20 protein-coding genes are annotated in these 21,633 nt (G+C 73.6%); 12 read left to right on the forward strand and 8 right to left on the reverse strand.

Annotated elements, in window-relative coordinates; all coding sequences use genetic code 11:
* The first annotated feature begins 26 nt into the window (after nucleotides 1-26).
* The 4 genes from FHU33_RS09910 (at nucleotide 27) to FHU33_RS09925 (ending at nucleotide 3,076) form a co-directional block, all read left to right on the forward strand.
* On the forward strand, nucleotides 27-482 hold the full coding sequence (locus FHU33_RS09910; RefSeq protein ID WP_246063468.1) for a DUF350 domain-containing protein: 456 nt from the start codon (nucleotides 27-29) through the stop codon (nucleotides 480-482).
* A 154-nt stretch (nucleotides 483-636) separates the two neighbouring features.
* On the forward strand, nucleotides 637-1,404 hold the full coding sequence (gene fabG, locus FHU33_RS09915) for a 3-oxoacyl-ACP reductase FabG (protein ID WP_142025212.1): 768 nt from the start codon (nucleotides 637-639) through the stop codon (nucleotides 1,402-1,404).
* A 129-nt stretch (nucleotides 1,405-1,533) separates the two neighbouring features.
* On the forward strand, nucleotides 1,534-2,310 hold the full coding sequence (locus tag FHU33_RS09920) for a crotonase/enoyl-CoA hydratase family protein (RefSeq protein WP_246063470.1): 777 nt from the start codon (nucleotides 1,534-1,536) through the stop codon (nucleotides 2,308-2,310).
* Between the two features lie 142 nt (nucleotides 2,311-2,452).
* The gene (locus FHU33_RS09925; protein WP_142025213.1) at nucleotides 2,453-3,076 is read left to right on the forward strand and encodes a GDSL-type esterase/lipase family protein; all 624 of its coding nucleotides are present in this window, start codon (nucleotides 2,453-2,455) and stop codon (nucleotides 3,074-3,076) included.
* A gap of 171 nt (nucleotides 3,077-3,247) precedes the next feature.
* On the opposite strand, the gene FHU33_RS09930 is transcribed toward FHU33_RS09925, so the two are convergent.
* From FHU33_RS09930 to FHU33_RS09950, 5 genes are all read right to left on the reverse strand, one after another.
* Nucleotides 3,248-4,414 (reverse strand): cation:proton antiporter, encoded by a 1,167-nt coding sequence (locus tag FHU33_RS09930; protein ID WP_142025214.1) that lies wholly within the window; start codon nucleotides 4,412-4,414, stop codon nucleotides 3,248-3,250.
* 14 nt (nucleotides 4,415-4,428) lie between these two features.
* The gene (locus tag FHU33_RS09935) at nucleotides 4,429-4,920 is read right to left on the reverse strand and encodes a cation:proton antiporter regulatory subunit (protein WP_142025215.1); all 492 of its coding nucleotides are present in this window, start codon (nucleotides 4,918-4,920) and stop codon (nucleotides 4,429-4,431) included.
* A 30-nt stretch (nucleotides 4,921-4,950) separates the two neighbouring features.
* Nucleotides 4,951-7,803, reverse strand: coding sequence for an FAD-binding and (Fe-S)-binding domain-containing protein (locus FHU33_RS09940; protein ID WP_142025216.1), 2,853 nt, complete (start codon nucleotides 7,801-7,803; stop codon nucleotides 4,951-4,953).
* Nucleotides 7,804-7,895: 92 nt separating this feature from the next.
* Nucleotides 7,896-8,297, reverse strand: a complete 402-nt coding sequence (locus FHU33_RS09945; RefSeq protein ID WP_142025217.1) for a cupin domain-containing protein — start codon at nucleotides 8,295-8,297, stop codon at nucleotides 7,896-7,898.
* A gap of 213 nt (nucleotides 8,298-8,510) precedes the next feature.
* A complete protein-coding gene (locus FHU33_RS09950) occupies nucleotides 8,511-9,143 on the reverse strand; it encodes a TetR/AcrR family transcriptional regulator (protein ID WP_142025218.1) in 633 nt (210 codons plus the stop codon).
* Between the two features lie 99 nt (nucleotides 9,144-9,242).
* On the opposite strand from FHU33_RS09950, the gene FHU33_RS09955 reads away from it, so the two are divergent.
* The 3 genes from FHU33_RS09955 (at nucleotide 9,243) to FHU33_RS09965 (ending at nucleotide 13,774) form a co-directional block, all read left to right on the forward strand.
* Nucleotides 9,243-10,589, forward strand: a complete 1,347-nt coding sequence (locus FHU33_RS09955) for an MFS transporter (RefSeq protein WP_142027070.1) — start codon at nucleotides 9,243-9,245, stop codon at nucleotides 10,587-10,589.
* A gap of 76 nt (nucleotides 10,590-10,665) precedes the next feature.
* The gene (locus FHU33_RS09960) at nucleotides 10,666-12,144 is read left to right on the forward strand and encodes a GntP family permease (RefSeq protein WP_142025219.1); all 1,479 of its coding nucleotides are present in this window, start codon (nucleotides 10,666-10,668) and stop codon (nucleotides 12,142-12,144) included.
* 55 nt (nucleotides 12,145-12,199) lie between these two features.
* Complete coding sequence (locus tag FHU33_RS09965; protein WP_142025220.1) at nucleotides 12,200-13,774, forward strand: FMN-binding glutamate synthase family protein; 1,575 nt, start codon at nucleotides 12,200-12,202, stop codon at nucleotides 13,772-13,774.
* Nucleotides 13,775-13,856: 82 nt separating this feature from the next.
* Here the strand turns inward: FHU33_RS09965 and FHU33_RS09970 are convergent, their stop codons facing one another.
* Nucleotides 13,857-14,480 carry an FMN reductase gene (locus FHU33_RS09970; RefSeq protein WP_142025221.1) on the reverse strand — a complete coding sequence of 208 codons (624 nt, stop codon included), beginning with the start codon at nucleotides 14,478-14,480 and terminating at the stop codon, nucleotides 13,857-13,859.
* Nucleotides 14,477-15,607 carry an LLM class flavin-dependent oxidoreductase gene (locus tag FHU33_RS09975; RefSeq protein WP_142025222.1) on the reverse strand — a complete coding sequence of 377 codons (1,131 nt, stop codon included), beginning with the start codon at nucleotides 15,605-15,607 and terminating at the stop codon, nucleotides 14,477-14,479. Before FHU33_RS09975 ends, FHU33_RS09970 begins: the two co-directional genes overlap by 4 nt.
* Nucleotides 15,608-15,859: 252 nt before the next feature.
* On the opposite strand from FHU33_RS09975, the gene FHU33_RS09980 reads away from it, so the two are divergent.
* Nucleotides 15,860-16,789, forward strand: a complete 930-nt coding sequence (locus tag FHU33_RS09980) for a hypothetical protein (RefSeq protein WP_142025223.1) — start codon at nucleotides 15,860-15,862, stop codon at nucleotides 16,787-16,789.
* A 94-nt stretch (nucleotides 16,790-16,883) separates the two neighbouring features.
* Nucleotides 16,884-17,390 (forward strand): universal stress protein, encoded by a 507-nt coding sequence (locus tag FHU33_RS09985; RefSeq protein ID WP_142025224.1) that lies wholly within the window; start codon nucleotides 16,884-16,886, stop codon nucleotides 17,388-17,390.
* A gap of 52 nt (nucleotides 17,391-17,442) precedes the next feature.
* On the opposite strand, the gene FHU33_RS09990 is transcribed toward FHU33_RS09985, so the two are convergent.
* Nucleotides 17,443-18,090, reverse strand: coding sequence for a TetR/AcrR family transcriptional regulator (locus tag FHU33_RS09990; protein WP_246063472.1), 648 nt, complete (start codon nucleotides 18,088-18,090; stop codon nucleotides 17,443-17,445).
* 139 nt (nucleotides 18,091-18,229) lie between these two features.
* Between FHU33_RS09990 and FHU33_RS09995 the strand changes: the two genes are divergently transcribed.
* The 3 genes from FHU33_RS09995 to FHU33_RS10005 are packed head-to-tail and all read left to right on the forward strand — an operon-like array spanning nucleotide 18,230 to nucleotide 21,625.
* Nucleotides 18,230-19,729, forward strand: coding sequence for a flavin-containing monooxygenase (locus FHU33_RS09995; RefSeq protein WP_142025226.1), 1,500 nt, complete (start codon nucleotides 18,230-18,232; stop codon nucleotides 19,727-19,729).
* The gene (locus FHU33_RS10000) at nucleotides 19,729-20,571 is read left to right on the forward strand and encodes an SDR family NAD(P)-dependent oxidoreductase (RefSeq protein ID WP_142025227.1); all 843 of its coding nucleotides are present in this window, start codon (nucleotides 19,729-19,731) and stop codon (nucleotides 20,569-20,571) included. The genes FHU33_RS09995 and FHU33_RS10000 overlap by 1 nt, the downstream gene beginning before the upstream one ends.
* Before the next feature lie 43 nt (nucleotides 20,572-20,614).
* Nucleotides 20,615-21,625: a GNAT family N-acetyltransferase gene (locus FHU33_RS10005; RefSeq protein ID WP_142025228.1), complete on the forward strand. Its 1,011-nt coding sequence runs from the start codon at nucleotides 20,615-20,617 to the stop codon at nucleotides 21,623-21,625.
* The last annotated feature ends 8 nt before the right edge of the window (nucleotides 21,626-21,633 follow it).

The raw sequence follows: 21,633 nt of genomic DNA on the forward strand, positions 1-21,633 counted from the left end.
CGGTAGACCTGGCACGCCCGCTGCCCGTGACTAGCCCCGTTCCCACCCAGGAGGTCCGCCCCGTGCTGGAGAGCATCGGCTATGCAGGCGCCTACACAGGGGTCGGCATCGCGCTGCTGGTCCTCGGCTTCTACGCCCTCGACCTGCTCACCCCGGGGCACCTGGGCCGGCACATCTACGAGGACCGGTCGGTCAACGCCGCCCTCACCCTCGCCGCCGGCTTCCTCGGCCAGGGCGCCATCGTCTTCGCCAGCATCTGGACCAACGCCACCAGCGGCTTCGGCGAGGCGCTCCTCTACACGGTGGTGTTCGGCGTCCTCGGCGTCGTGCTGCAGGCCGTCGCGTTCCTGATCCTGGACCTGATCACTCCCGGGAAGCTGGGCGCGCACCTCACCGACCGCGACTTCCACCCGGCCAGCCTGGTGAGCGCGGCCGTGCAGCTGGCGGTGGCGGCGATCATCGTCGCCTCGATCTGGCCCTGACCCCCGACCCGGGTCCGGGTTCGGGTCGGACGCGCGCCCGGACCTTGTGACGGCGGCCGCACGGCCCAGCCGTAACGTGTCGGGCGCAGCTCTCGGCCCGTCGCGGGGAGGACCCGCGGACGGCAGCCGGCATCACACGCGAAAGGGAACATTCATGAGCGAGGCAAGTACCGCCACCCGGGTGGCCATCGTGACCGGGGCCGCGCGCGGCATCGGTGCGGCCACGGCCGTCCGCCTGGCCGAGGACGGGTTCGCCGTGGCCGTCCTCGACCTGGACGAGGCCGCCGCCAAGGGCACCGTCGAGGCCATCGAGGCCGCCGGCGGCCGGGCGCTCGCGGTCGGCGCCGACGTGAGCGACGAGGCCCAGGTCGAGGCCGCCGTCGAGCGGATCGCCACCGAGCTCGGCGCCCCGACCGTGCTGGTCAACAACGCCGGCGTCCTGCGCGACAACATGCTGTTCAAGATGTCGGCGTCCGACTGGGACATCGTCATGAACGTGCACCTGCGGGGTGCCTTCCTGATGACCCGGGCCGCGCAGAAGCACATGATCGACTCCAAGTGGGGCCGCATCGTCAACCTGTCGAGCACCTCGGCGCTGGGCAACCGCGGACAGGCCAACTACTCGACGGCGAAGGCCGGTCTGCAGGGCTTCACCAAGACCCTCGCGATCGAGCTCGGCAAGTTCGGCGTCACCGCCAACGCCATCGCCCCCGGCTTCATCCAGACCGAGATGACCAAGGCGACCGCCGACCGCATGGGCGTTCCCTTCGACGACTTCATCAAGGGCGCGGCGTCCATGATCCCGGTGGCCCGCGTCGGTCAGCCCGAGGACATCGCGCATCTGGTGTCGTTCTTCGTCAGCGAGGGCGCCGGCTTCGTCTCCGGCCAGGTCGTCTACGCCGCCGGCGGTCCGAAGGCCTGAAACAGGACCTCTCTGCCTCCCGCCACCCGCCACCCGCCACTCGCGGCGGATCCTGCAGAGGGGCCACACCGCGGGGCCGGGGTCGCCATCGGCGCCCGGGCCCCGCGTCGTTCCCGTCGAGGAGGGCACGTGCCGGACAGCGTGGATGACAGGGTCCTGGTCGAGCGCCGCGGCGCGGTGCAGGTCATCACGATCAACCGCCCGCAGGCACGCAACGCGCTCGATGCCGCCGTCGCGCGGGGAGTGGCCGACGCCGTCGACGAGCTCGACGCGTCCGACGACCTGCGGGCCGGCGTCCTGACCGGCGCCGGCGGCTTCTTCTCCGCCGGGATGGACCTCAAGGCGTTCCTGCGGGGCGAGACCCCCGCCATCGAGGGCCGCGGCCTGTGCGGCATCACCCTGACGCCGCCGCGCAAGCCGCTGCTCGCCGCCGTGGAGGGCGGGGCGCTCGCCGGCGGGTTCGAGCTCGTGCTCGCCTGCGACCTGGTCGTCGCCGGTCGTGGCGCGCGCTTCGGCGTCCCCGAGGTGAAGCGGTCCCTGGTCGCCGCCGGTGGTGCCGCGCTGCTGCTGCCGCAGCGGGTGCCGCGTGCGGTGGCCCTCGAGCTGCTGCTCACCGGCGAGCCCATGGACGCCGACCGGGCCGCGGCCGTCGGCCTGGTGAACCGCGTGGTCGACGACGGGACGGCGCTGGACGCGGCGGTCGAGCTGGCCGGCGTCATCGCTGCCAACGGGCCGCTGGCCGTCGCCGCCACCAAGCAGGTCGTGCTGTCGGCGCCGTCGTGGGGCCCCGAGGAGGCGTGGGACCGCCAGGACGAGATCGTCCGTCCGGTCTTCTCCTCGGACGACGCGCGGGAGGGATCGACCGCCTTCGCCGAGCGCCGCCCGCCGATCTGGCGCGGCCGCTGACAGGGGTCTGCGGCCCCCGATGATCAGGAAACCTGATCATCAGGGGACCTCCCTCACGGTCGACGGTGAGGGAGGACCCAGAACGACCAGGGAACCTGATCATCGGGGAAGCCGCGGGCCGGCGCGGGGCGTTGGACGTGGTGTGACCCGCTCGTCTCTCCGTCTCGTCGTCCTCGGTGACTCCATCGCGTACGGAACCGGCGCCCTGCACGCCGACGACACCCTCGGCCGCCGCCTCCGCAGGGCGCTGGAGGCGGACGGCTTCGACGTCGACCTGCACGTGCTGGCCGTACCGGGCGCCGTCTCGGCCGGCCTCACCGCCCAGGTGCGCGGGGCCCAGCCACTGGACGCCGACCTCGCCGTCGTGGTCATCGGGGCCAACGACCTCGCCCGGTTCGTCCCGCCGGAGGAGGCGGCCGCCGCGCTGGGGGCCGCCGTCGGTGTCCTGCGGGCACGGGGCACCGACGTGGTCGTCGTCCCCGCGCCGGACATGTCGTCCGTGCCGTTCGTGCCGCCCGCGTTCCGGCCCCTCGTGCAGGCGGCCTGTGCGCGACTGCAGGCCCGGCAGGCCGCCGTCGTCGAGGCCGCGGGAGGGTCGGTCGCGGGGGTGGCCGCCGAGGTCGCGGGCGATTTCGCCGCCGATCCGGCGATGTTCTCCGCCGACCGCTTCCACCCGTCCTCGGCCGGCTACGCCCGCATCGCCGCGGCCCTCGCGCCCGTGGTGCTCGCCGCCGCCCGGCAGCGCCGGGACGAGGCTGCCGCCTGACGCCGAAACGGCACGTCGAGGCGCCTGAACGGCCGTTGGGCCGCACCATGACCCGGCTCGACGGTCGGGCGCGCGGCTCGACCCGCTCGACGTCGATCGCCCCTGACCGGCGCCTACCGTCGGGCCGACAGGCTGATACCTGTAAGCAGCGGCCGAGCTTCCGGGCGCGGGTCAGCGCAGGGACGGCGCCGGGAGGAAGTGGGCGCTCAGCGGCTCGACGACCCGGGTGAGGACCGGGCCGGTCACCGCCAGGATCAGCACGTACCCGGTCGCGATCGGGCCGACGTCGGCCAGGCCGGTCGTCACCGCCAGCCCGGCGATCACGATGGAGAACTCGCCCCGGGCCACCAGCGCGGTCCCGGCCCGCAGCCGGCCGGGCACCGCGACACCGTCCCGCCTGGCCGCGAACCACCCCGTGCCTATCTTGGTCGCGGTCGTGACCGCGGCGAGCGCCAGCGCGGCCGGGAGCACCGGCAGGATCGCGCCCGGATCGGTCGCGAAGCCGAAGGCGACGAAGAAGAGGGCCGCGAACAGGTCCCGGAGCGGGCCGAGGATCGCCCGGGCCCGGTCGGCGAAGGACGCGGGCAGCGCCAGGCCGACCAGGAACGCGCCGACCGCCGCCGAGGCGCCCATCGCCTGGGCCAGCCCCGCGACGAGCAGGGTGAGGCCGACCAGCCGCAGCATCACCTGCTCGTCGTCGTCATGGGTGAGCAGCCGGCCCAGCCGGTGCCCGTGGCGCCGCGCGGCCAGGAGCACCACCAGCACCGCTCCCACGGCGAGGGCGATCCCGGCGGCCGCCGCGGTGGGGCCGCCGCCGGCCAGCGCGACGACCAGCAGCGGGAGGAACAGCGCCATGGCCAGGTCCTCGAGCACGAGGACGGAGAGCACCGCGGGCGTCTCGCGGTTGGCCAGGCGGCCGAGGTCGCCGAGCAGCCGCGCCACGATGCCCGACGACGAGATCCAGGTGACACCGGCGAGGGCCAGGGCGCCCTGCCAGGGCAGGCCGAGCAGCAGGCCGGCGGCGAAACCCGGGGGCGCGTTGAGCACCAGGTCCACCACGCCGGAGGGGGCGTGCCGGCGGAAGGAGCTGAACAGCTCGGACGCGGAGAACTCCAGGCCGAGGGTGAGCAGCAGGAGGACGACGCCGATCTCGGCCGACGCCGTCAGGAACGGTTCCGCGGTGCTCAGCGGGACGATGCCGCCGTCGCCGAGCGCGAGGGCGGCGATCAGCACGAACGGCACCGGGGAGAGACCGAGTCGCCGGGCGGCCAGGCCGAGCAGGGACAGCCCGAGGAACAGCAGGCCGAGCTCGACCAGCAAGGCGGCGACGTGGTCCACCGGGACGCGCCCGGTCAGCCGGGGAGCCGGCCCGACAACCGCCGGTCCAGTTGTTCCAGTCCGGTCGAGGAGCCGATGGCGACGAGGACGTCACCGGCCCGCAGCGGGTCGCCGGGTGAGGGCGAGGGGACGACGTCGGCGCCACGCACGATGGCGACGATCGAGCACCCCGTCAGCGTGCGGGCACGGGTCTCGCCCAGGGTCCGGCCGGCGAAGGGGGAGCCCTCGGCGATCGGGAACCGGCCGGACTCCAGACCGGGGACCTCCCGGGAGAGATCGGCGAAGCGCTGGGTCAGCCGCGGCGCCCCGAGCACCTCGGCGACCGCGTCGGCCTCCTCCGGCTCCAGCCGGAACATGCCGCGCGCACGGTCGGGGTCGCGCCGGTCGTAGACGGCGATCTCGGCACCACCCTCGCGCTGGACGACGATGCCCAGCACCTGTCCCGAGCGGGTCTGCAGTTCGTAGCGGACACCGACTCCCGGCAGCAGCGTCTCCTCGAGCTCCATGCGCGCATGGTCGCAGAGGGTTCGCGGGCGTCAGGGGAGGCGGTCGGCGAGCAGCTCGGCGAGGTGCAGTCCCTGCCGGCCGGCGAGCTGGTCGAGCTGGGTGCGGCAGGAGAAGCCGTCGGCGAGCACCACGGCGTCCGGGCCGAGGCCCTCGACCGCGGGCAGCAGCTGCTGGCCGGCGATCGTCACCGAGACGTCGTGGTGGCCGCGCTCCACGCCCCAGTTGCCGGCGAGCCCGCAGCAGCCGCCCAGCCGGGTGACCGTCGCGCCGGCCGAGGCGAGTAGCCGCGCATCGGCCGACCAGCCCATGACCGAGGCGTGGTGGCAGTGCGGCTGGGCCACGACCTCCAGGCCGGCCATCGACGGCGGCGTCCAGCCGGGGGTGTCGGCCAGGAGTTCGGCGAGGGTGCGGGTGCCGCGCGCCACCCGCTCGGCTGCCGGCCCGCCCACCAGCTCCAGCGAGTCGCTGCGCAGCGCCGCGGTGCACGACGGCTCCACGCCGACGACGGGGATGCCGGCGTCGACGAGGGGGACCAGCGCCTCGACCGTGGATCCGAGGATCCGGCGGGCGGTGTCCAGCTGGCCGGTGGTGATCCAGGTCAGCCCGCAGCAGGTGTCGGCTCCGGGCACCTGGACGCGGTAGCCGGCTGCCTCCAGCACCCGGGCCGCGGCGAGAGCCACCCCGGGTGCGAAGTGGTCGGTGAACGAGTCCACCCACAGCGCCACCGGTGCGCCGTCCCCGCTGGGCGCCGGCCGCGCCGCCCACTCCTGCCGGAAGCTGCGGATGGCGAACGGCGGCACCTCCCGGCGCTGGTCCATCCCGGCCGACCACTTGGCCATCCGCCCGCCGAGCCGGGAGCGCAGCACCGCGTTCACCAGCCGCGGGGCGCGGGCGGCGAGATCGGCCCAGCGCGGCAGCCGCCCGAGGGTGTAGTGGGCCCGCGGCCGCAGGCGGCGCCGGTAGGACTGGTGCAGCACCTCGGCCTTGTAGGAGGCCATGTCGACGCCGGTCGGGCAGTCGCGCGAGCAGCCCTTGCAGGACAGGCAGAGGTCGAGGGCGTCGTGCACCTCGGGGGATCGCCATCCCGTCACCGGTCCGCCGGTGGCGAGCATCTCCTGGAGCACCCGCGCCCGGCCGCGGGTGGTGTCCTTCTCCTCGCGGGTGGCCGGCCACGACGGGCACATCACGCCACCGGAGGCCTGGAGGTCCGCGCGGCACTTGCCCACGCCGGTGCACCGGTGGACGGCGGCGGAGAAGTCGCCGTCGTCGTGCCGGTAGGCGAGCGCCAGGCCGGTCCGGGCCACCGGGGCGGCCGCCATCCGGACGTCGTCGTCGAGGGGGGCGGGCCGCACCAGCACGCCGGGGTTCAGCACGTCCGCGGGATCGAAGAGGGCCTTGACCCGCCCGAACAGGCCGATGACCTCCGGGGAGTACATGAACGGCAGCAGTTCGCTGCGCGCCCGGCCGTCCCCGTGCTCGCCGGAGAGCGAACCCCCGTACCCGGCGACCAGGCGGGCGGCGTCCTCGACGAAGGACCGGTACCGCGCCCGCCCCCGGTCGTCGCCCGAGCCGAACGGGAAGTCGATGCGGCCGTGCACGCACCCGTCGCCGAAGTGGCCGTAGGGCACGCACTGCAGGCCGTGCTCGTCGAGCAGGGCCTCGAACTCGCGGAGGTAGTCGCCCAGCCGCTCGGGCGGGACGGCGGCGTCCTCCCATCCGGCGTGCGCCGGGTGCCCGTCCGAGGTGCGGGCGGCGAGCCCGGCGCCGTCCTCGCGGATCCGCCAGATCGCCGCCGCCTCGACGACGTCGGTGACCACCAGCGAGTCCAGCGCTCCCGCGTCCGCCAGCACGCGCCCGGCCTTGTCCCGCACCTCGGCCACGCTGTCGCCGGTGAGCTCGACGACCAGCCATGCCCCGCCCCGGGGCAGGTCGGGGACGACGGCGGCGGGCACGTCGCGCAGCCGCTGCACCATCCGGGCGTCCAGGCCCTCGACGGCGGTCGGCGAGTGGGGGAGGAGGCCGGGGGTGGCGTCGGCGGCGTCGGCCATCGTGGGGTAGCCGAGGACGACCAGCCCGCGGAACGGCGCGTCGGCGACCAGCCGCACCGTGGCGCCGAGGACGAGCGCCAGCGTTCCCTCGCTGCCGACCAGGGCCCGGGCGACGTCGAAACCGCGTTCCGGGAGCAGGTGCTCCAGCGAGTACCCCGACACCTGGCGCCCGAAGCGGCCCAGCTCGGTGCGGATGGGACCGAGTTCCGCTCCCACCAGCCGGTGCAGGTCGGCCAGCACGCCGTCGGTGGGCTCGGCGCCCGGGCCCAGCCGCAGCCGGGCGCCGGTCCCGGTGACCACGTCGAGGCCGACGACGTTGTCCGACGTCCGGCCGTACCCGAGGGCCCGGGAGCCACAGGCGTTGTTGCCGATCATGCCGCCGACGGTGCAGCGGTTGTGCGTGCTCGGATCCGGACCGAACCGCAGGCCGTGCGGGCGGGCCGCCGTCTGCAGCGCCGCCTGCACCACGCCGGGGTCGACCGTCGCCGTCCCGGCTTCGGCATCGATCTCGTGGATGCGGGACAGGTACCGGCTGGTGTCCAGCACCACCCCGGGGCCGACGGCGTTGCCCGCGATCGAGGTTCCCGCGCCACGGGCGGTCAGGGGGACCCCCAGGGAACGGCAGACCTCGAGGGTGGCGACGATCTCGTCGACGTGCCGCGGGCGGACGACGGCGCGCGGCAGCACCCGGTACAGCGAGGCGTCGGACGAGTAGAGGGCCCGGGCCAGGCCCGAGTCGTCGACGTCGGCGATGCCGGCTCGGCGCAGGGCGGCGACCAGTTCCGGCCCGACGTCGCTGCGGTGCTGGTCAGGGATGGAGGTGATCGCCGTCATGGGGCGAGTCTCCGTCCCCCCGCCCCGGTGAGCGAGCGCGGGGGGAGGAGCGGTCCACGCCGGGGGGCGACGCCCCGGCGTGGACCGTCGGCTCAGGACGTCGGGGGCTCGTCCTTCCCGGCCTCCTCCAGCTCGTCGGCCTCCTCCTTGGTCGTGTGGACCGCGCCGTCGGCGTGCTCCGGCGGACCGTAGACGGTGTAGAGGATCAAGGGGTTCGCGCCGGTGTTGACGAAGTTGTGCTTCTTGCCGGCCGGCACGACGACGAGGTCGCCCTGCGCCACGGTCTTCTCCGAGCCGGAGACGATCGCCTTCCCGGTGCCGCTGACGAAGGTGAGGATCTGGTCGACGTCGTCGTGGGTCTCCTCGCCGATCTCACCGCCGGGCGGGATGGTCATGATGACGAGCTGGCTGTGCTCCCCGGTCCAGAGGACGCGGCGGAAGTCCGGGCTCTTCTCGGCCTCGGTGGCGATCGTGTAGTGGATGACGGACGCCATGGACGGCGCTCCTCTCGTCGAGAACAGGAACTGCCGCCCGGACGACGTGGTCGCGCCCGGGCGGGTGGCGAACTGCTCCTGCCCGTCCCGGACGGCGAGTAGTCGTCGGCGCCACCCGTGGTCGATCACTCCCGCGGTCGACCGGCCACGGCCCGGCGCGACCGCAGCAGCCCTGCGCGGAGCCTCCGGCCGGCGGCTGACCGCAGGCACGGATCAGCCGCGCCGCTCCAGCTGACCGATCACGATGTCGGCCGCCACGGCGATGTCCTCGGGAACCCGCTCGGCCTCGCCCCGCTCGACGCGCGCGAGCATCAGCTCGTTCACCCCGCCGACGGCGGCGACCAGCAGCTCCCGGCTCACCGGCCGCACCTCGTCGGGGTGCTCCACGGCGAGCCCGCCGGCGACCTCGCTGAGCAGGTCCACGTAGCGGTCGATCACGTCCCGGCGCAGCGCGAGCGCGGCGCGGCCGGCGGCCTGCACCTCGACCAGGGCCGCCCACGCGACGGCGGGGCCGGCGGCCAGCGTCTCCAGGTAGGCGCCGACGCCGGCGCGCAGCCGGTCCCGCCACGGCAGGCCCGCCCGGCGGGCGTCCTCCTGGGCCTGCCGCACGGTCGCGAGGACCTTGTCGTTGGCCCGCGCGTACAGCTCCAGCAGGCACTGTTCCTTGTCGCGGAAGTGCGCGTAGACCACGGTCTTCGAGACCCGGGCCGCGGCCGCGATGTCGGCGATCGTGGTGGCCCGGTAGCCCTTGCTCGCCATGCAGGTGGCGAGCGCCCACAGGATCCGGCCGCGACGGTGGGCGTCGTCCACAGCCGGGTCGTCGGCGGGGTCGACCAGGTCGTGCATCAGCGCGAACTGTAGTGGGCATGCCCGGGCGGGGTGAGCGAACTCACCGCGGCTCGTCGGAAGCTGCGGCGCCGGCCCGGCGTCCTCCCTGGGGTGACGATGCAGCCAGCCGGCGAGGATGCGCCGATCGCCGTCCGGCCGTCGGCGCGGGCCTATGCGATCTGGCTCGTGGCGCTGACCGCCTACACGGTCGCGGTCTTCCACCGCGCGTCGCTGGGTGTGGCCGCCGTGCAGGCGCAGGAGCGCTTCGCCGCCGGGGCCTCCGTCGTCGCGTTCTTCCTCGTCGTGCAGCTGGCCGTGTACGCCGCCCTGCAGGTGCCCGTCGGAGTGGCGCTGGACCGGTTCGGTTCCCGGCGGATGATCCTGGCCGGTGCGGTCACGATGGCCACGGGCCAGTTGGTGCTCGCGCTGGCCACCGACGTGCCGGCTGCCGTGGCCGCCCGTGTGCTGGTCGGCGCGGGCGATGCCATGACCTTCATCAGCGTGCTGCGGGTGATCTCCCTCTGGTTCCCCGGCCGGACCGTTCCGGTGATCACGCAGCTCACCGGGATCCTGGGACAGCTGGGCTCCATCGTCGCGGCCTATCCGCTCGTCGCGCTGCTGCACGGCACCAGCTGGCGGGCCACCTTCCTCGGTGCCGCCGCGACCGGGATCGTGGTCGCCGTCCTCGTGCTGGTGGCGCTGCGGGACGCGCCGGCCGGCACCGGAGGGACCACGGCCGCGGGGCTGGCGGAAGTGCGTGGCAACCTGGCCGCGACCTGGCGGGAGCCGGGCACGCGGATCGGCCTGTACACGCACCTGGTCACCCAGTTCTCCGGCACGGTCTTCGCGCTGCTCTGGGGCTATCCGTTCCTCGTCGTCGGGCAGGGGCGCTCGCCGGCGGTCGCGGCCGCGCTGCTGACCCTGCTCGTGGTCGTCGGCATGGGCGTGGGCCCGCTGTTCGGCCGGCTCTGCGGCCGGTGGCCGCTGCGCCGGTCGGACCTGGTGTTCGGCATCCTGGCCGCCACCGTGAGCGTCTGGACGGTCGTCCTGCTGTGGCCGGGGCGGGCGCCGCTCCCGCTGCTGATCCTCCTCGTCGTGGTCCTGGGCACCAACGGCCCCGGATCGATGATCGGGTTCGACTACGCCCGTACCGAGAACCCCGCCGAGCGGTTGGGCAGTGCCAGCGGCGTGGTGAACGTCGGCGGCTTCGTCGCCTCCCTGCTCACCATCCTCGCGGTCGGGCTGGTCCTCGACGTGCTCACCCCAGGAGCGTCCACGGCCTACGAGCTCGACGCCTTCCGCACCGCCTTCGCGGTGCAGTACCTCTTCTGGGCCGTCGGGCTGATCGGCGTCCTGCGGCGCCGGCGCGAGCTGCGCGGCCGGCTGGCGCGGGACGGGATCGTGCTGGCACCGCTCAGCGTCGCGGTGCGCGCCCGCCTGCGGGGCGGCTCCGCCTACCGCTGACCTGTGCGCGCGTCCGTCCGGGGTGGCGCGCTCGGTCGGGGAGGCGAAAGATCACCTCCCGAACCGGGGAGGCGTCATGACCGAGGTGGAACCCGCTCTGGGAGCCGGCCCGCTGCTGCTCATCGCGGCCGCGGCAGTGCTGGTGCTGCTGTTCCTGATCATCCGGCTGAAACTGCACGCGTTCGTGGCGCTGGTGCTGGTCAGCCTCCTGACCGCGCTGGCCGCCCGGGTTCCGCTCGAGGACGTCGTCAGCACGCTCACCACGGGTTTCGGGTCCACCTTGGCCAGCGTCGCGCTGCTCGTCGGCCTCGGCGCCATGCTCGGCCGGCTCCTGGAGTTCAGCGGCGGCGCCCAGGTGCTCGCCGACAGCCTCATCCGGCGGTTCGGTGAACAGCGGGCGCCGCTCGCCCTGGGTGTGGCGGCGCTGCTGTTCGGCTTCCCGATCTTCTTCGACGCCGGCCTGGTCGTCTTCCTGCCGATCGTCTTCACGGTCGCGCTGCGGCTCGGGGGGTCGCTGCTGACCTACGGGCTGCCGGTCGCCGGCGCCTTCGCGGTGATGCACGCCTTCGTCCCCCCGCACCCCGGACCCGTCGCAGCCGCCGAGCTGATCGGCGCCGACATCGGGCTCGTCCTCGTCTTCGGGCTCCTGATCGGGCTGCCCACCTGGTACCTGGGCGGGTACCTGTTCGGCCTCTGGGCAGGGCGCAGGTACCAGGTCGCCGTCCCGGACATCCTCGGCGGTACCGGTGCCCCGGACGGCGGGGCGGGGGGCTCCTCCGGGGCGCCGGAAGCGGCCGTGGAGGGCACCTCGCCGGCGGTTGCGGACGCAGACCGGGACACGCGGACGGCGGCGCGGACGGCCGGGCCGCCGTCGTTCGGCACCGTCGTCGGGATCCTGCTGCTGCCGCTGCTCCTGATCTTCCTCAACACCGGCATGAGCACCCTGGCCACGAACGGCACGGTCGACGAGGAGTCGACGTTCGTGCGATTCGCCCAGCTGATCGGCGCGACGCCGATCGCGCTGCTGATCACGGTCCTGGTCGCCATGTGGGTCCTGGGCAAGCACCGGGGCAGCGACGCCGCCGAGGTGGAGTCGGTGGTCAACAGCGCGCTGGGCCCGGTCTGCGCGATCATCCTGATCACCGGTGCCGGCGGCATGTTCGGGGGCGTGCTGCGGGCCAGCGGCATCGGCGAGGCGCTGGCCGACGTGCTCGGGGACATCGGCCTGCCGGTCATCGTCGCCGCGTTCGTCATCTCGGTGCTGCTGCGGGTCGCGCAGGGCTCGGCGACCGTGGCGCTGACCACCGCCGCCGGGCTGATCGCACCGGTGGTGGAGGCGACCGACGGGCTGTCGCGCATCGACCTCGCGCTGATCGTGATCGCCATCGCGGGCGGTGCGACGGTGCTCTCGCACGTCAACGACTCCGGGTTCTGGCTGGTCAGCCGGTTCTTCCAGATGGACGAGAAGACCACGCTCAAGACGTGGACGGTGATGGAGACGCTGCTCGGCACCATCGGCTTCGTGCTGGCCCTGGTGCTCAGCCTGCTGCTGTGAGCGGCGGTGCCCGTCGCGCCGTCGCGACGGGTGCCCCGCGAGGAGGGGGACTGCCATGAACCGCGTCACTCGTGCGGCCGCTGCCGGCCTGTCCGCGGTTGCCGCCGTCGCCGCCCGGGACCTGTTCCAGCGCGAGCACACGCTGCTGCGCAACTTCCCGGTGATCGGCCACGCGCGGTACCTGCTGGAGTCCATCGGCCCGGAGCTGCGGCAGTACCTGGTGGCGGGCAACAACGAGGAGCGGCCGTTCACCCGCGACCAGCGCCGCTGGGTCTACGCGTCGGCGAAGGCGGAGAACAACTACTTCGGTTTCGGCACCGACAACGACCTGGAGTTCTCCGCCGGCTATCCGGTGATCAACCACCGCACCTTCGGCCGGGCGGTCCCCGCGACGAACGTGCACGCCGGGCAGGGCGTCGACCTGCCCTCGGCCAAGGTGCTCGGCGCGGCCCGTGGCCGGGCCCGCGCCTTCCGGCCGTCGTCGGTGGTCAACATCTCGGCGATGAGCTACGGCTCGCTGTCCGGCCCGGCCGTCGAGGCGCTCAACCGCGGCGCCGCCCTCGCCGGCTGCCTGCACAACAGCGGTGAGGGCGGCATCTCGCGGTACCACCGGCACGGCGGGGAGCTCGTCTTCCAGATCGGGACGGCGTACTTCGGCTGCCGCGACGAGCACGGACGGTTCGACCTCGACCGGCTCAAGGACCTCGTCGCCTCCGCACCCGTCCGCGCGCTCGAGATCAAGCTCAGCCAGGGGGCGAAGCCCGGGCTTGGCGGCGTGCTGCCGGCGGCCAAGGTGTCGGCGGAGATCGCCGAGGCCCGCGGCGTGCGCGAGGGCGTCGACTGCATCAGTCCCTCCCGCCACGCCGAGTTCTCCGACGGCGACAGCCTGCTCGACTGGGTCGAGCTGCTCGCCGCCGAGACGGGACTGCCGGTCGGGATCAAGTCCGCCGTCGGGGACATGTCCTTCTGGCACGAGCTGACCGATCTGATGACCCGCACGGGCCGGGGCGTCGACTTCGTCACCGTCGACGGGGGAGAGGGCGGCACCGGCGCCGCGCCGCTGATCTTCACCGACTCGGTGTCGCTGCCCTTCCAGCTGGGCTTCGCCCGGGTCTACTCCGTCTTTGCCCGGGCCGGACTGCACGAGCAGGTGACCTTCATCGGTGCCGGCAAGCTGGGGCTGCCCGACAACGCCACCGTGGCCTTCGCCCTGGGCTGCGACATGGTCAACGTGGCCCGCGAGGCGATGCTGTCCATCGGCTGCATCCAGGCGCAGAAGTGCCACGACGACACCTGTCCCACCGGGGTGGCCACGCAGAACGCGTGGCTGACCCACGGGTTGGACCCGCAGCTGAAGTCGGTCCGGGCGGCCAACTACATCCGCACGCTGCGACGGGACCTGGTCAAGGTGGCCGAGGCCTGCGGAGTCGAGCACCCGGGCCTGATCGACACCGGGTCGGTCGAGGTGCTCACCGGCCGGACGACGTCACGGCCGCTGGTCGAGGTCTACGACTACGAGCCGGGCTGGGGCCTGCCGTCGTCCGCCGACCGCGCGGAGATCGCCCGCATCATGGCCGCCGAGGCACCGCAGGGCGGCTCGGCGCCGCCGTCCCCCGACGCCGTCGGCTAATTGGGGCCAGGCATAGGAACCTATGCATGCGTTTTCGACGCCGAAACGCATGTATAGGTTCCTTTGCCTTGGTGCTGGCGGGTCAGTGGCCGCGGAGGAGGTCCTCGAAGGACGTCGTCGGGTCGGCGAACGGGTCCACCGGACGGGCGGAGGCGGGGCGGCCCGACACGAGGTCGGCGAGCTCGCCGGCGGCTCGGTCGATCCGGCCGGCCAGCGCCCGGTCGACGCCGCCCGCGCCGGCCCAGTCCTCCGTCGCGGCGAAGACGGCGGTGGGCACGGTCACCGCCCGCAGGTAGGTGAACAGCGGCCGGACGGCGTGCTCCAGCGCCAGCGAGTGCCGGGCGGTGCCGGCCGTGGCGCCGAGCAGCACCGGCGTCCCGACGAGTGCGTCCTTCTCCAGGACGTCGAAGAACGTCTTGAACAGGCCGCTGTAGGACGCCGAGAAGATCGGCGTGACCGCGATGAGGCCGTCGGCCCCGGTCACCGTGTCCACCGCCGTCCGCAGAGCCTGGTTGGCGAACCCGGTCACCAGGTTGTCGGCCAGGTCGCGGGCGTGCGAGCGCAGTTCGACGACCTCGACCGTGGTGTCCTCGCCGCGCGCCTTGAGCGAGGCGACGGTGGCGGCCGTGAGCCGGTCGCCGAGCAGCCGGGTGGACGACGGGTTGCTGAGTCCACCGCTGACGACGGCCAGGGTGCGGGTGGTCATCGGGCCTGGCCCGTGACCGAGTCGGCGGGGGCGTGCACGGTGGCGTCCTTCGCACCCCCGGCGGCGGCGACGAGGGAGGCGTGGGTGGGCGCGTCCGGGACGTGGGCGGGCTTCAGGGCGGCGAACTCGCGGCGGAGCACCGGGACGACCTCCTCGCCGAGCAGGTCGAGCTGCTCGAGGACGGTCTTCAGCGGCAGGCCGGCGTGGTCGATGAGGAACAGCTGGCGCTGGTAGTCGCCCACGTAGTCGCGGAAGCCGAGGGTGCGCTCGATGACCTGCTCGGGGCTGCCCACGGTCAGCGGGGTCTGGGAGCTGAACTCCTCCAGGGACGGGCCGTGGCCGTACACCGGGGCGACGTCGAAGTACGGGCGGAACTCAGCGAGCGCGTCCTGGCTGTTCCTCCGCATGAACACCTGCCCGCCGAGGCCGACGATGGCCTGGTCGGCGCTGCCGTGGCCGTAGTGCTCGAAGCGGCGGCGGTAGAACTCCACCATCCGCTGGGTGTGCTCCGGCGGCCAGAAGATGTGGTTGTGGAAGAAGCCGTCGCCGTAGTACGCGGCCTGCTCGGCGATCTGCGGGCTGCGGATGGAGCCGTGCCAGACGAACGGCGGGACGCCGTCCAGCGGCCGCGGGGTCGAGGTGAAGCCCTGCAGCGGCGTGCGGAACTTCCCCTCCCAGTTCACGACGTCCTCGCGCCACAGCTGCCGGAGGAGCGCGTAGTTCTCGACGGCGAGCTCGATGCCGTCACGGATGTCCTTGCCGAACCACGGGTAGACCGGGCCGGTGTTGCCGCGCCCCATCATCAGGTCCACCCGGCCCTCGGCGAGGTGCTGGAGCATCGCGAAGTCCTCGGCGATCTTCACCGGGTCGTTGGTGGTGATCAGCGTGGTGGACGTCGACAGCTGCAGCTTCTGGGTCTTCGCGGCGAGGTAACCCAGCGTCGTGGTGGGGGAGGAGGAGAAGAACGGCGGATTGTGGTGCTCACCGAGGGCGAAGACGTCGAGCCCGACCTCCTCGGCCTTCTGGGCGATGGCCAGGACCGCCTTGATCCGTTCCGCCTCGGTGGGGGTGCGACCGGTCGTGGGGTCCGGGGTGATGTCGCTGACCGTGAAGATGCCGAACTGCATGTCCGTCTCCGTTGCTGGTTGAGAGTGCAACTACTGTTCGGCACAACCGATCGTGCCCAGGATCTATGCCCGCGTCCTCCGGTCCCACCTCGCGGGAGGGGTGGTGGCGGTCTGCTACGGAACGTAGCCGTCCTTGTACAGCCTGCCGAACTACGCCGGTGCCATCTTCACGGTCCGGTCACGGTGGCCGACCCCGGTCGCTGGGGTCTGGCACTGTCCGCCTTGGCAGCGGTACGCGGCAGGGGGAGAACGATGGTGCGGAGCGGGTCCGGTGGTGCCCTGGTCGACGCGGGTGGGGCGAACGGTCGTCCACCCGGTGAGCTGCCGGAGGCGCCGAATGTGCGCGGTGACCTCGAGGAGCTGATGGACCACCGCCCCGTGTTCCGGGTGCGGCTGCACGGTTACGACCGCCTCGAGGTCGACAACTACACGGCCTGGGCAGAGGGCGAGCTGATCGCCGTCCGACGGCAGGTCGACCACCTGCTGAGCCGGTTCGGCGAGTGCTCGGCGGAGCTGGAGATCTCCCGTCGCCTGCTGGCCGACGTCCCGCGCGGCAGGGAGTCCTTCCCGGTCTCCGAGCGGGTCCAGGAGATGCTGCGGCTGGCCTCCGACGAGGCCGCCGCCCTCACCGAGGCCGGCGCGCAGGAGGCCGAGCGCATCGTCGCCGAGGCCCGCGCCGAGGCCGACGCCCGGCTGCGCAAGGCCCACCAGATAAAGGAGATGGCGGTCGACGCCGCTGACGAGCTGGTGGACCTCGCCCGCCGGGATCGGGCGACCGCCGCCCAGGCGATCGAGCGCGCCGAGTTCGAGGCGGCGGAGATCCTGCGCCAGGCCGCTGCGGAGAGGGACCGGCTGGCCCAGCTGGCCGCGCGCGACCGCGACCGCGCGGCGGCGGACGCCTCGGCACGCCGGGCTGCCGTGCAGGCGGAGATCGACGACCTGCGCCGGCAGCGCGACCAGGCCCGGCAGTCGATGCGCGAGCTGATCGACCGGATCGGGGAGGCGCTGCAGGCGGTGGCCGGCATCGTGCCCGAGGACGTCCCGCGCACCCACGTGGTGCGAGGGAACGTGGCCGTCGAGGGCGATGGGTCGCACCCCGCGGCACAGGGCGCGGTGCCCGACGCCCGGGAGGAGCCCGACGTGGTGGTGATGACGGGCCGCCCGGCGCCCGTGCCGCACTGAGACCAGCCGACCGGCGACGGGACGCCCCTGGGCCCTCCTCGCAGGCGCTGGTGGGAGGCTTCGTCGCAGGCAGCTGGAACCGAGGGAGGCAGCGATGGACGACGTCTGTGAGGTCGTGCGCGTCGAGGGCGGGATCGTCGTGGGACACGACGGTTCGAAGTGCGCCCAGGAGGCGCTGGTGTGGGCCGGGCGGCTGGCCCGACGGGCAGACCTGGAGCTCCACGTGGTCCGGGCGTGGGCGATGATGACCGCCCCTCAGCCGAAGAGCTGGACGCCGGGCTACGTGCCGCCGCTCCCGGACTGGGAGAAGGCGGTGCACGACGAGCTGACCACGCACGTGAAGGCTGCCGGTCTCGACCCGGCGGTCCGCGTGACCTGCCACGTCGTGCACAAGGCACCGGCGCAGGGCCTGATGACCGCCGCCGAGGGCGCGAACCTGCTGGTGATGGGTGCCCGGGGCCGCGGTGGCTTCCGCGGGCTGCTCCTCGGCTCGGTGAGCGACCAGCTCGTCCACCACTCGCCCTGCCCGGTGACCGTCGTCCGCACGGGTGCGACCGGACGGGAGATCGGGGCGGTGGGCGGCAGCGCGGTCACGGAGTGACGGTCCCGGGCGGCCCCGCGAATGCGGTGACGGCCGGCGCCGACCTGGACGGTCAGTCCGCCGGCGAGGCTCCGTAGATCGCCCGCAGCCACACCTCGAGCAGCACGTCGACCACTCCCGACTCGGCGAGGGCCGGCCCGTCGCCGCTGAACGTCCCGTACAGCACCCGCTCGTTGGTCGAGGTGAGGACGACGGCCAGATCGCGGGCGTCCGGGCCGGCGGGCGCGGCTCCCCGGGTGCGCTCGGCGTCGATGGCGGCCGCGCACCGCTGCACCCAGGTCTCCACCACACCGGCCCACAGGTCGCGGATCTCGGCGTTGGACGAGCGCGCCTCCGCCCCGGCCAGGGTCAGCCGGCGGTGGGCCCGGAAGGTCTCGTAGTAGGCGGTGATCACCCGCCGCCAGCCCTCCCGGATGCCGGTGGCCGGGTGCCCGAAGGCCTCGCGCGAAGCCGCGTCGGCCTCGGCCACGACCCGGTCGAGCAGCGTCAGCAGGACGGCGTCCTTCGAGGCGAAGTAGAAGTAGAAGGTCGGCCGGGAGATCCCAGCGCCGCGGGCCAGGTCGTCGACGGAGATCGCGTTGAGCGGCTTCTCGGCCAGCAGCCGTTCCGCCGTCGCCAAGATGGCCAGTTCCCGGTCGTCGCCCGACGGCCGGACGGCACGCCGTCCCCGGGGGGAGGAGTCGCTCGCCGGCACGGTCACCGCCGGAGAATAGCCGGACGGACCCGTTTCTCGACACCCTGTTGACTCGTTCGACAGCGCGTCGATAGCGTCGTCGCCGCAGGTCGCGCGCCGACCCCTTCCGCCGGTCCCGGCCGGCCCAGCACCAGGAGTCCCGTACATGGCAGCGGAGCGCCGAGCAACGGAGCACGTCGACGTCCTCATCGTCGGAGCCGGCCTGTCCGGCATCGGCGCCGCCTGCCACCTGCAGCAGGAGTGCCCGGGCAAGACCTACGCCGTCCTCGAGTCGCGGGGGGCGATCGGCGGCACGTGGGACCTGTTCCGCTACCCCGGGATCCGGTCGGACTCGGACATGTTCACCCTCGGATACGCCTTCAAGCCGTGGAAGGACTCGACGGCCATCGCCGACGGCGCGGCGATCCGTTCCTACATCCGGGACACCGCGCGCGAGTACGGCGTCGAGGAGAAGATCCGCTTCCACCACCAGGTGCTCTCCGCCGAGTGGTCGGGCGACGAGGCGAGATGGACCGTGACGGCCCGCCGCACGGACATCGGCGAGACGGTGCGGCTGACCTGCTCGTGGCTGTCGGTGTGTTGCGGGTACTACCGCTACGACGAGGGCTTCCGGCCGGCGTTCGAGGGCGAGGACCGGTTCGCCGGCGAGATCATCCACCCGCAGCACTGGCCCGAGGACTTCGACGCCACCGGTAAGCGGATCGTGGTCATCGGCAGCGGCGCGACCGCCATGACCCTGGTGCCCAACCTGGCCGACGTGGCCGCGCACGTCACGATGCTCCAGCGCACGCCGAGCTACGTCATGTCACTGCCCGGCCGGGACCCGCTGGCGACCTTCCTGCGCGACAAGCTGCCGGGGAAGCTGGCCCATCCGATCGTGCGCTGGAAGAACGTCCTGGTCTCCACGGCCTTCTACCAGTTCAGCCAGCGCCGGCCGGCCGCCGCCCGCAGGGTCCTGCGGCGGCTGACGCAGAAGCAGGTGCCCGACGTCGACGTCGACACGCACTTCAACCCGCCGTACGGCCCGTGGGACCAGCGGCTGTGCCTGGTGCCCGACGGCGACCTGTTCCGCACCCTGCGTCGTGGGCAGGCGACCATCGCCACCGGCCGGATCGCGACCTTCACCGAGAAGGGCGTGCAGCTGGAGTCCGGCGAGCACCTCGACGCCGACGTCGTCGTCACGGCCACCGGGCTCAACCTGCTGGCCATGGGCGGGATGACGCTGACCGTCGACGGGACGCCGGTCGAGCTGGCCGGAACCGTCTCCTACAAGGGGATGATGCTGTCCGGCGTTCCCAATCTCGCGATGGTCATCGGCTACACGAACGCCTCCTGGACGCTCAAGGCCGACCTGGTCAACCGCTACGTCTGCCGGCTGGTCAACCACCTCGACGCCGAGGGCTACGCCTCGGCCACGCCGGTCGCGCCGCCGGAGGGCGCCGACCAACCGTTCCTGGACCTGGCGTCGGGCTACGTGCAACGCAGCCTCGCCGGCCTGCCCAAGCAGGGGCGCCGCAGGCCCTGGAAGCTGCACCAGAACTACCTCCGCGACGTCCGGCTGATGCGGCGGGGCCCGCTGGAGGACGAGGGCATGACGTTCCAGCGGCGCGTGCCCGCCACCACGACGGAGAAGGCGGTCGCCTGATGGGCCCGTACCAGTTCGCCGGCGGCACCGCCGTCGTCACCGGAGCGGCCAGCGGGATCGGCGAAGCGCTCGCGGTCCAGCTGGCCGGGCGGGGGAGCCATCTCGTGCTCGTCGACCGGGACAGGGACCGGCTGGGCGACGTCGCCGACCGGATCCGGGCCGCCCATCCCGCGCTGGTCCTGGCCACCCACGTGGCGGACCTGTCCGACGACGAGCAGACCGAGGCACTGGCGGCGACGCTCGTCGCCGAGCACCCGGGGACGACGCTGCTGGTGAACAACGCCGGCGTGGCGCTGGGTGGTCGCTTCGACCAGGTGACCCTCGAGGAGTTCGACTGGGTCATGGCGGTCAACTTCCGCGCCGTCGTCCGGTTGACCCACGCGCTGCTGCCGGTGCTCAAGGCGCACCCCGGCGCACACCTGGTGAACGTCTCCAGCGTCTTCGGCATCTTCGCGCCGGCCGGGCAGGCGGCCTACTCGGCGAGCAAGTTCGCCGTCCGCGGGTTCTCCGAGGCGGTGCGGCACGAGCTGGCCGAGCACGCCGTCGGCGTGACCGTCGTGCACCCCGGCGGGATCAAGACCCGGATCGCCGAGAGCGCGCGCACCGGTTCCGGCGTCTCGGCCGAGGAGTACGAGGTGGGCCGCAAGCAGTTCGCCAAGCTGCTGACCATGCCGAAGGAGAAGGCCGCGGCCACGATCATGGCGGCCGTCGAGCAGCGCCGTCCGCGGTTGCTCATCGGCTGGAGCGCGAAGGTCCCCGACGTCCTGGTGCGCCTCATGCCCGGGAGCTACTGGCGGGTGATCGCCCGGCGCGCAGCCACGGCGTTGCCGCCTGCGTCCTGACCGACCGGCCGGAAATCGGTTGCGCCGGGCGGTAGAACGAGGCGTGACCACGACGACCACCGACCTCGTCGCCCTCGGCCCGGACGACGACCTCTTCACCGGCTGGTGCGAGGTCTGGACGGCGGCCTCGCTCGCCGACCGTCCCGACGATCCGCCCCGATCCGGAACCGAGCACGTGGCGCTCGGGCGTCAGCTCGTGGCACCCGGTGGCTCCCGGGACGGCGCGCACCGGGCGGCCATGGTGGACGGCGCCGTCGCGGGGGCGCTGCGCGTCATCCTGCCGGTCAGGGACAACCCCACCGTGGCGGTGCTCGACGTCGCCGTCCACCCCGCGCACCGGCGCCTGGGCATCGGCAGCGCGCTGCTCGCGGACGGCGTGCGGCTGGCCGCGGCGCGCGGTCGCACGGAGCTGATCGCCGAGGTGGACGAACCCGGCCCGGACACCGCCGGGCGGGCCTTCGCCCTGCACCACGGCTGGACCTGCGATCTGCTGGAGACGCACCGCGATCTGGTGTTGCCCGCCGACGAGGAACGGCTGTCCGCCGTCGAGACCGAGGCGGTACGGGCCGGTGCGGGCTACGAGATCGTGACCTGGCGGGACCGGACCCCGGACGGGCTGCTCGACGACCGGGCGCTGCTGGAACGGCGCATGACGACCGATGCCCCGCACGGCGACCTCCCCGTCGAGGAGGAGCACTGGGACGGCGAACGGATCCGCGAGTACGAGGCCTCGCACGTCGCGCGCGGCCGGACGGTCCTCTCGGCCGGCGCCGTGCGGGGTGGGCGGCTGGTCGCCTTCACCGACCTGCAGATCCCGCTCGCCGCGCCGCAGCGCGCGCACCAGGGCGGCACGCTCGTGCTCCGGGAGCACCGCGGGCACCGGCTGGGGGCCCGGGTGAAGGTGGCCGTGCTGCGCGAGCTGCAGGGCTCCTTCCCGGAGGTGCGCCGCATCAGCACCTACAACTCCGAGGGGAACCTGCCCATGGTCGCGGTCAACGAGGACCTGGGTTTCCGTCCCGCGGGTTTCCTGTCCTCGTGGTCCGTCCGTCTCTGACGCCGGTC

The sequence above is a fragment of the Blastococcus colisei genome, assembly GCF_006717095.1.
GTDB classification, from domain to species: domain Bacteria; phylum Actinomycetota; class Actinomycetes; order Mycobacteriales; family Geodermatophilaceae; genus Blastococcus_B; species Blastococcus_B colisei.

Coding starts and splice junctions, on each gene's coding strand:
- fabG (WP_142025212.1), top strand. CDS start 637: ATGAGCGAGGCAAGTACCGCCACCCGGGTGGCCATCGTGACCGGGGCC.
- FHU33_RS09935 (WP_142025215.1), bottom strand. CDS start 4,920: ATGGAGCTCGAGGAGACGCTGCTGCCGGGAGTCGGTGTCCGCTACGAA.
- FHU33_RS09940 (WP_142025216.1), bottom strand. CDS start 7,803: ATGACGGCGATCACCTCCATCCCTGACCAGCACCGCAGCGACGTCGGG.
- FHU33_RS09945 (WP_142025217.1), bottom strand. CDS start 8,297: ATGGCGTCCGTCATCCACTACACGATCGCCACCGAGGCCGAGAAGAGC.
- FHU33_RS09950 (WP_142025218.1), bottom strand. CDS start 9,143: ATGCACGACCTGGTCGACCCCGCCGACGACCCGGCTGTGGACGACGCC.
- FHU33_RS09955 (WP_142027070.1), top strand. CDS start 9,243: ATGCAGCCAGCCGGCGAGGATGCGCCGATCGCCGTCCGGCCGTCGGCG.
- FHU33_RS09960 (WP_142025219.1), top strand. CDS start 10,666: ATGACCGAGGTGGAACCCGCTCTGGGAGCCGGCCCGCTGCTGCTCATC.
- FHU33_RS09965 (WP_142025220.1), top strand. CDS start 12,200: ATGAACCGCGTCACTCGTGCGGCCGCTGCCGGCCTGTCCGCGGTTGCC.
- FHU33_RS09970 (WP_142025221.1), bottom strand. CDS start 14,480: ATGACCACCCGCACCCTGGCCGTCGTCAGCGGTGGACTCAGCAACCCG.
- FHU33_RS09975 (WP_142025222.1), bottom strand. CDS start 15,607: ATGCAGTTCGGCATCTTCACGGTCAGCGACATCACCCCGGACCCCACG.
- FHU33_RS09980 (WP_142025223.1), top strand. CDS start 15,860: ATGGTGCGGAGCGGGTCCGGTGGTGCCCTGGTCGACGCGGGTGGGGCG.
- FHU33_RS09985 (WP_142025224.1), top strand. CDS start 16,884: ATGGACGACGTCTGTGAGGTCGTGCGCGTCGAGGGCGGGATCGTCGTG.
- FHU33_RS09995 (WP_142025226.1), top strand. CDS start 18,230: ATGGCAGCGGAGCGCCGAGCAACGGAGCACGTCGACGTCCTCATCGTC.
- FHU33_RS10000 (WP_142025227.1), top strand. CDS start 19,729: ATGGGCCCGTACCAGTTCGCCGGCGGCACCGCCGTCGTCACCGGAGCG.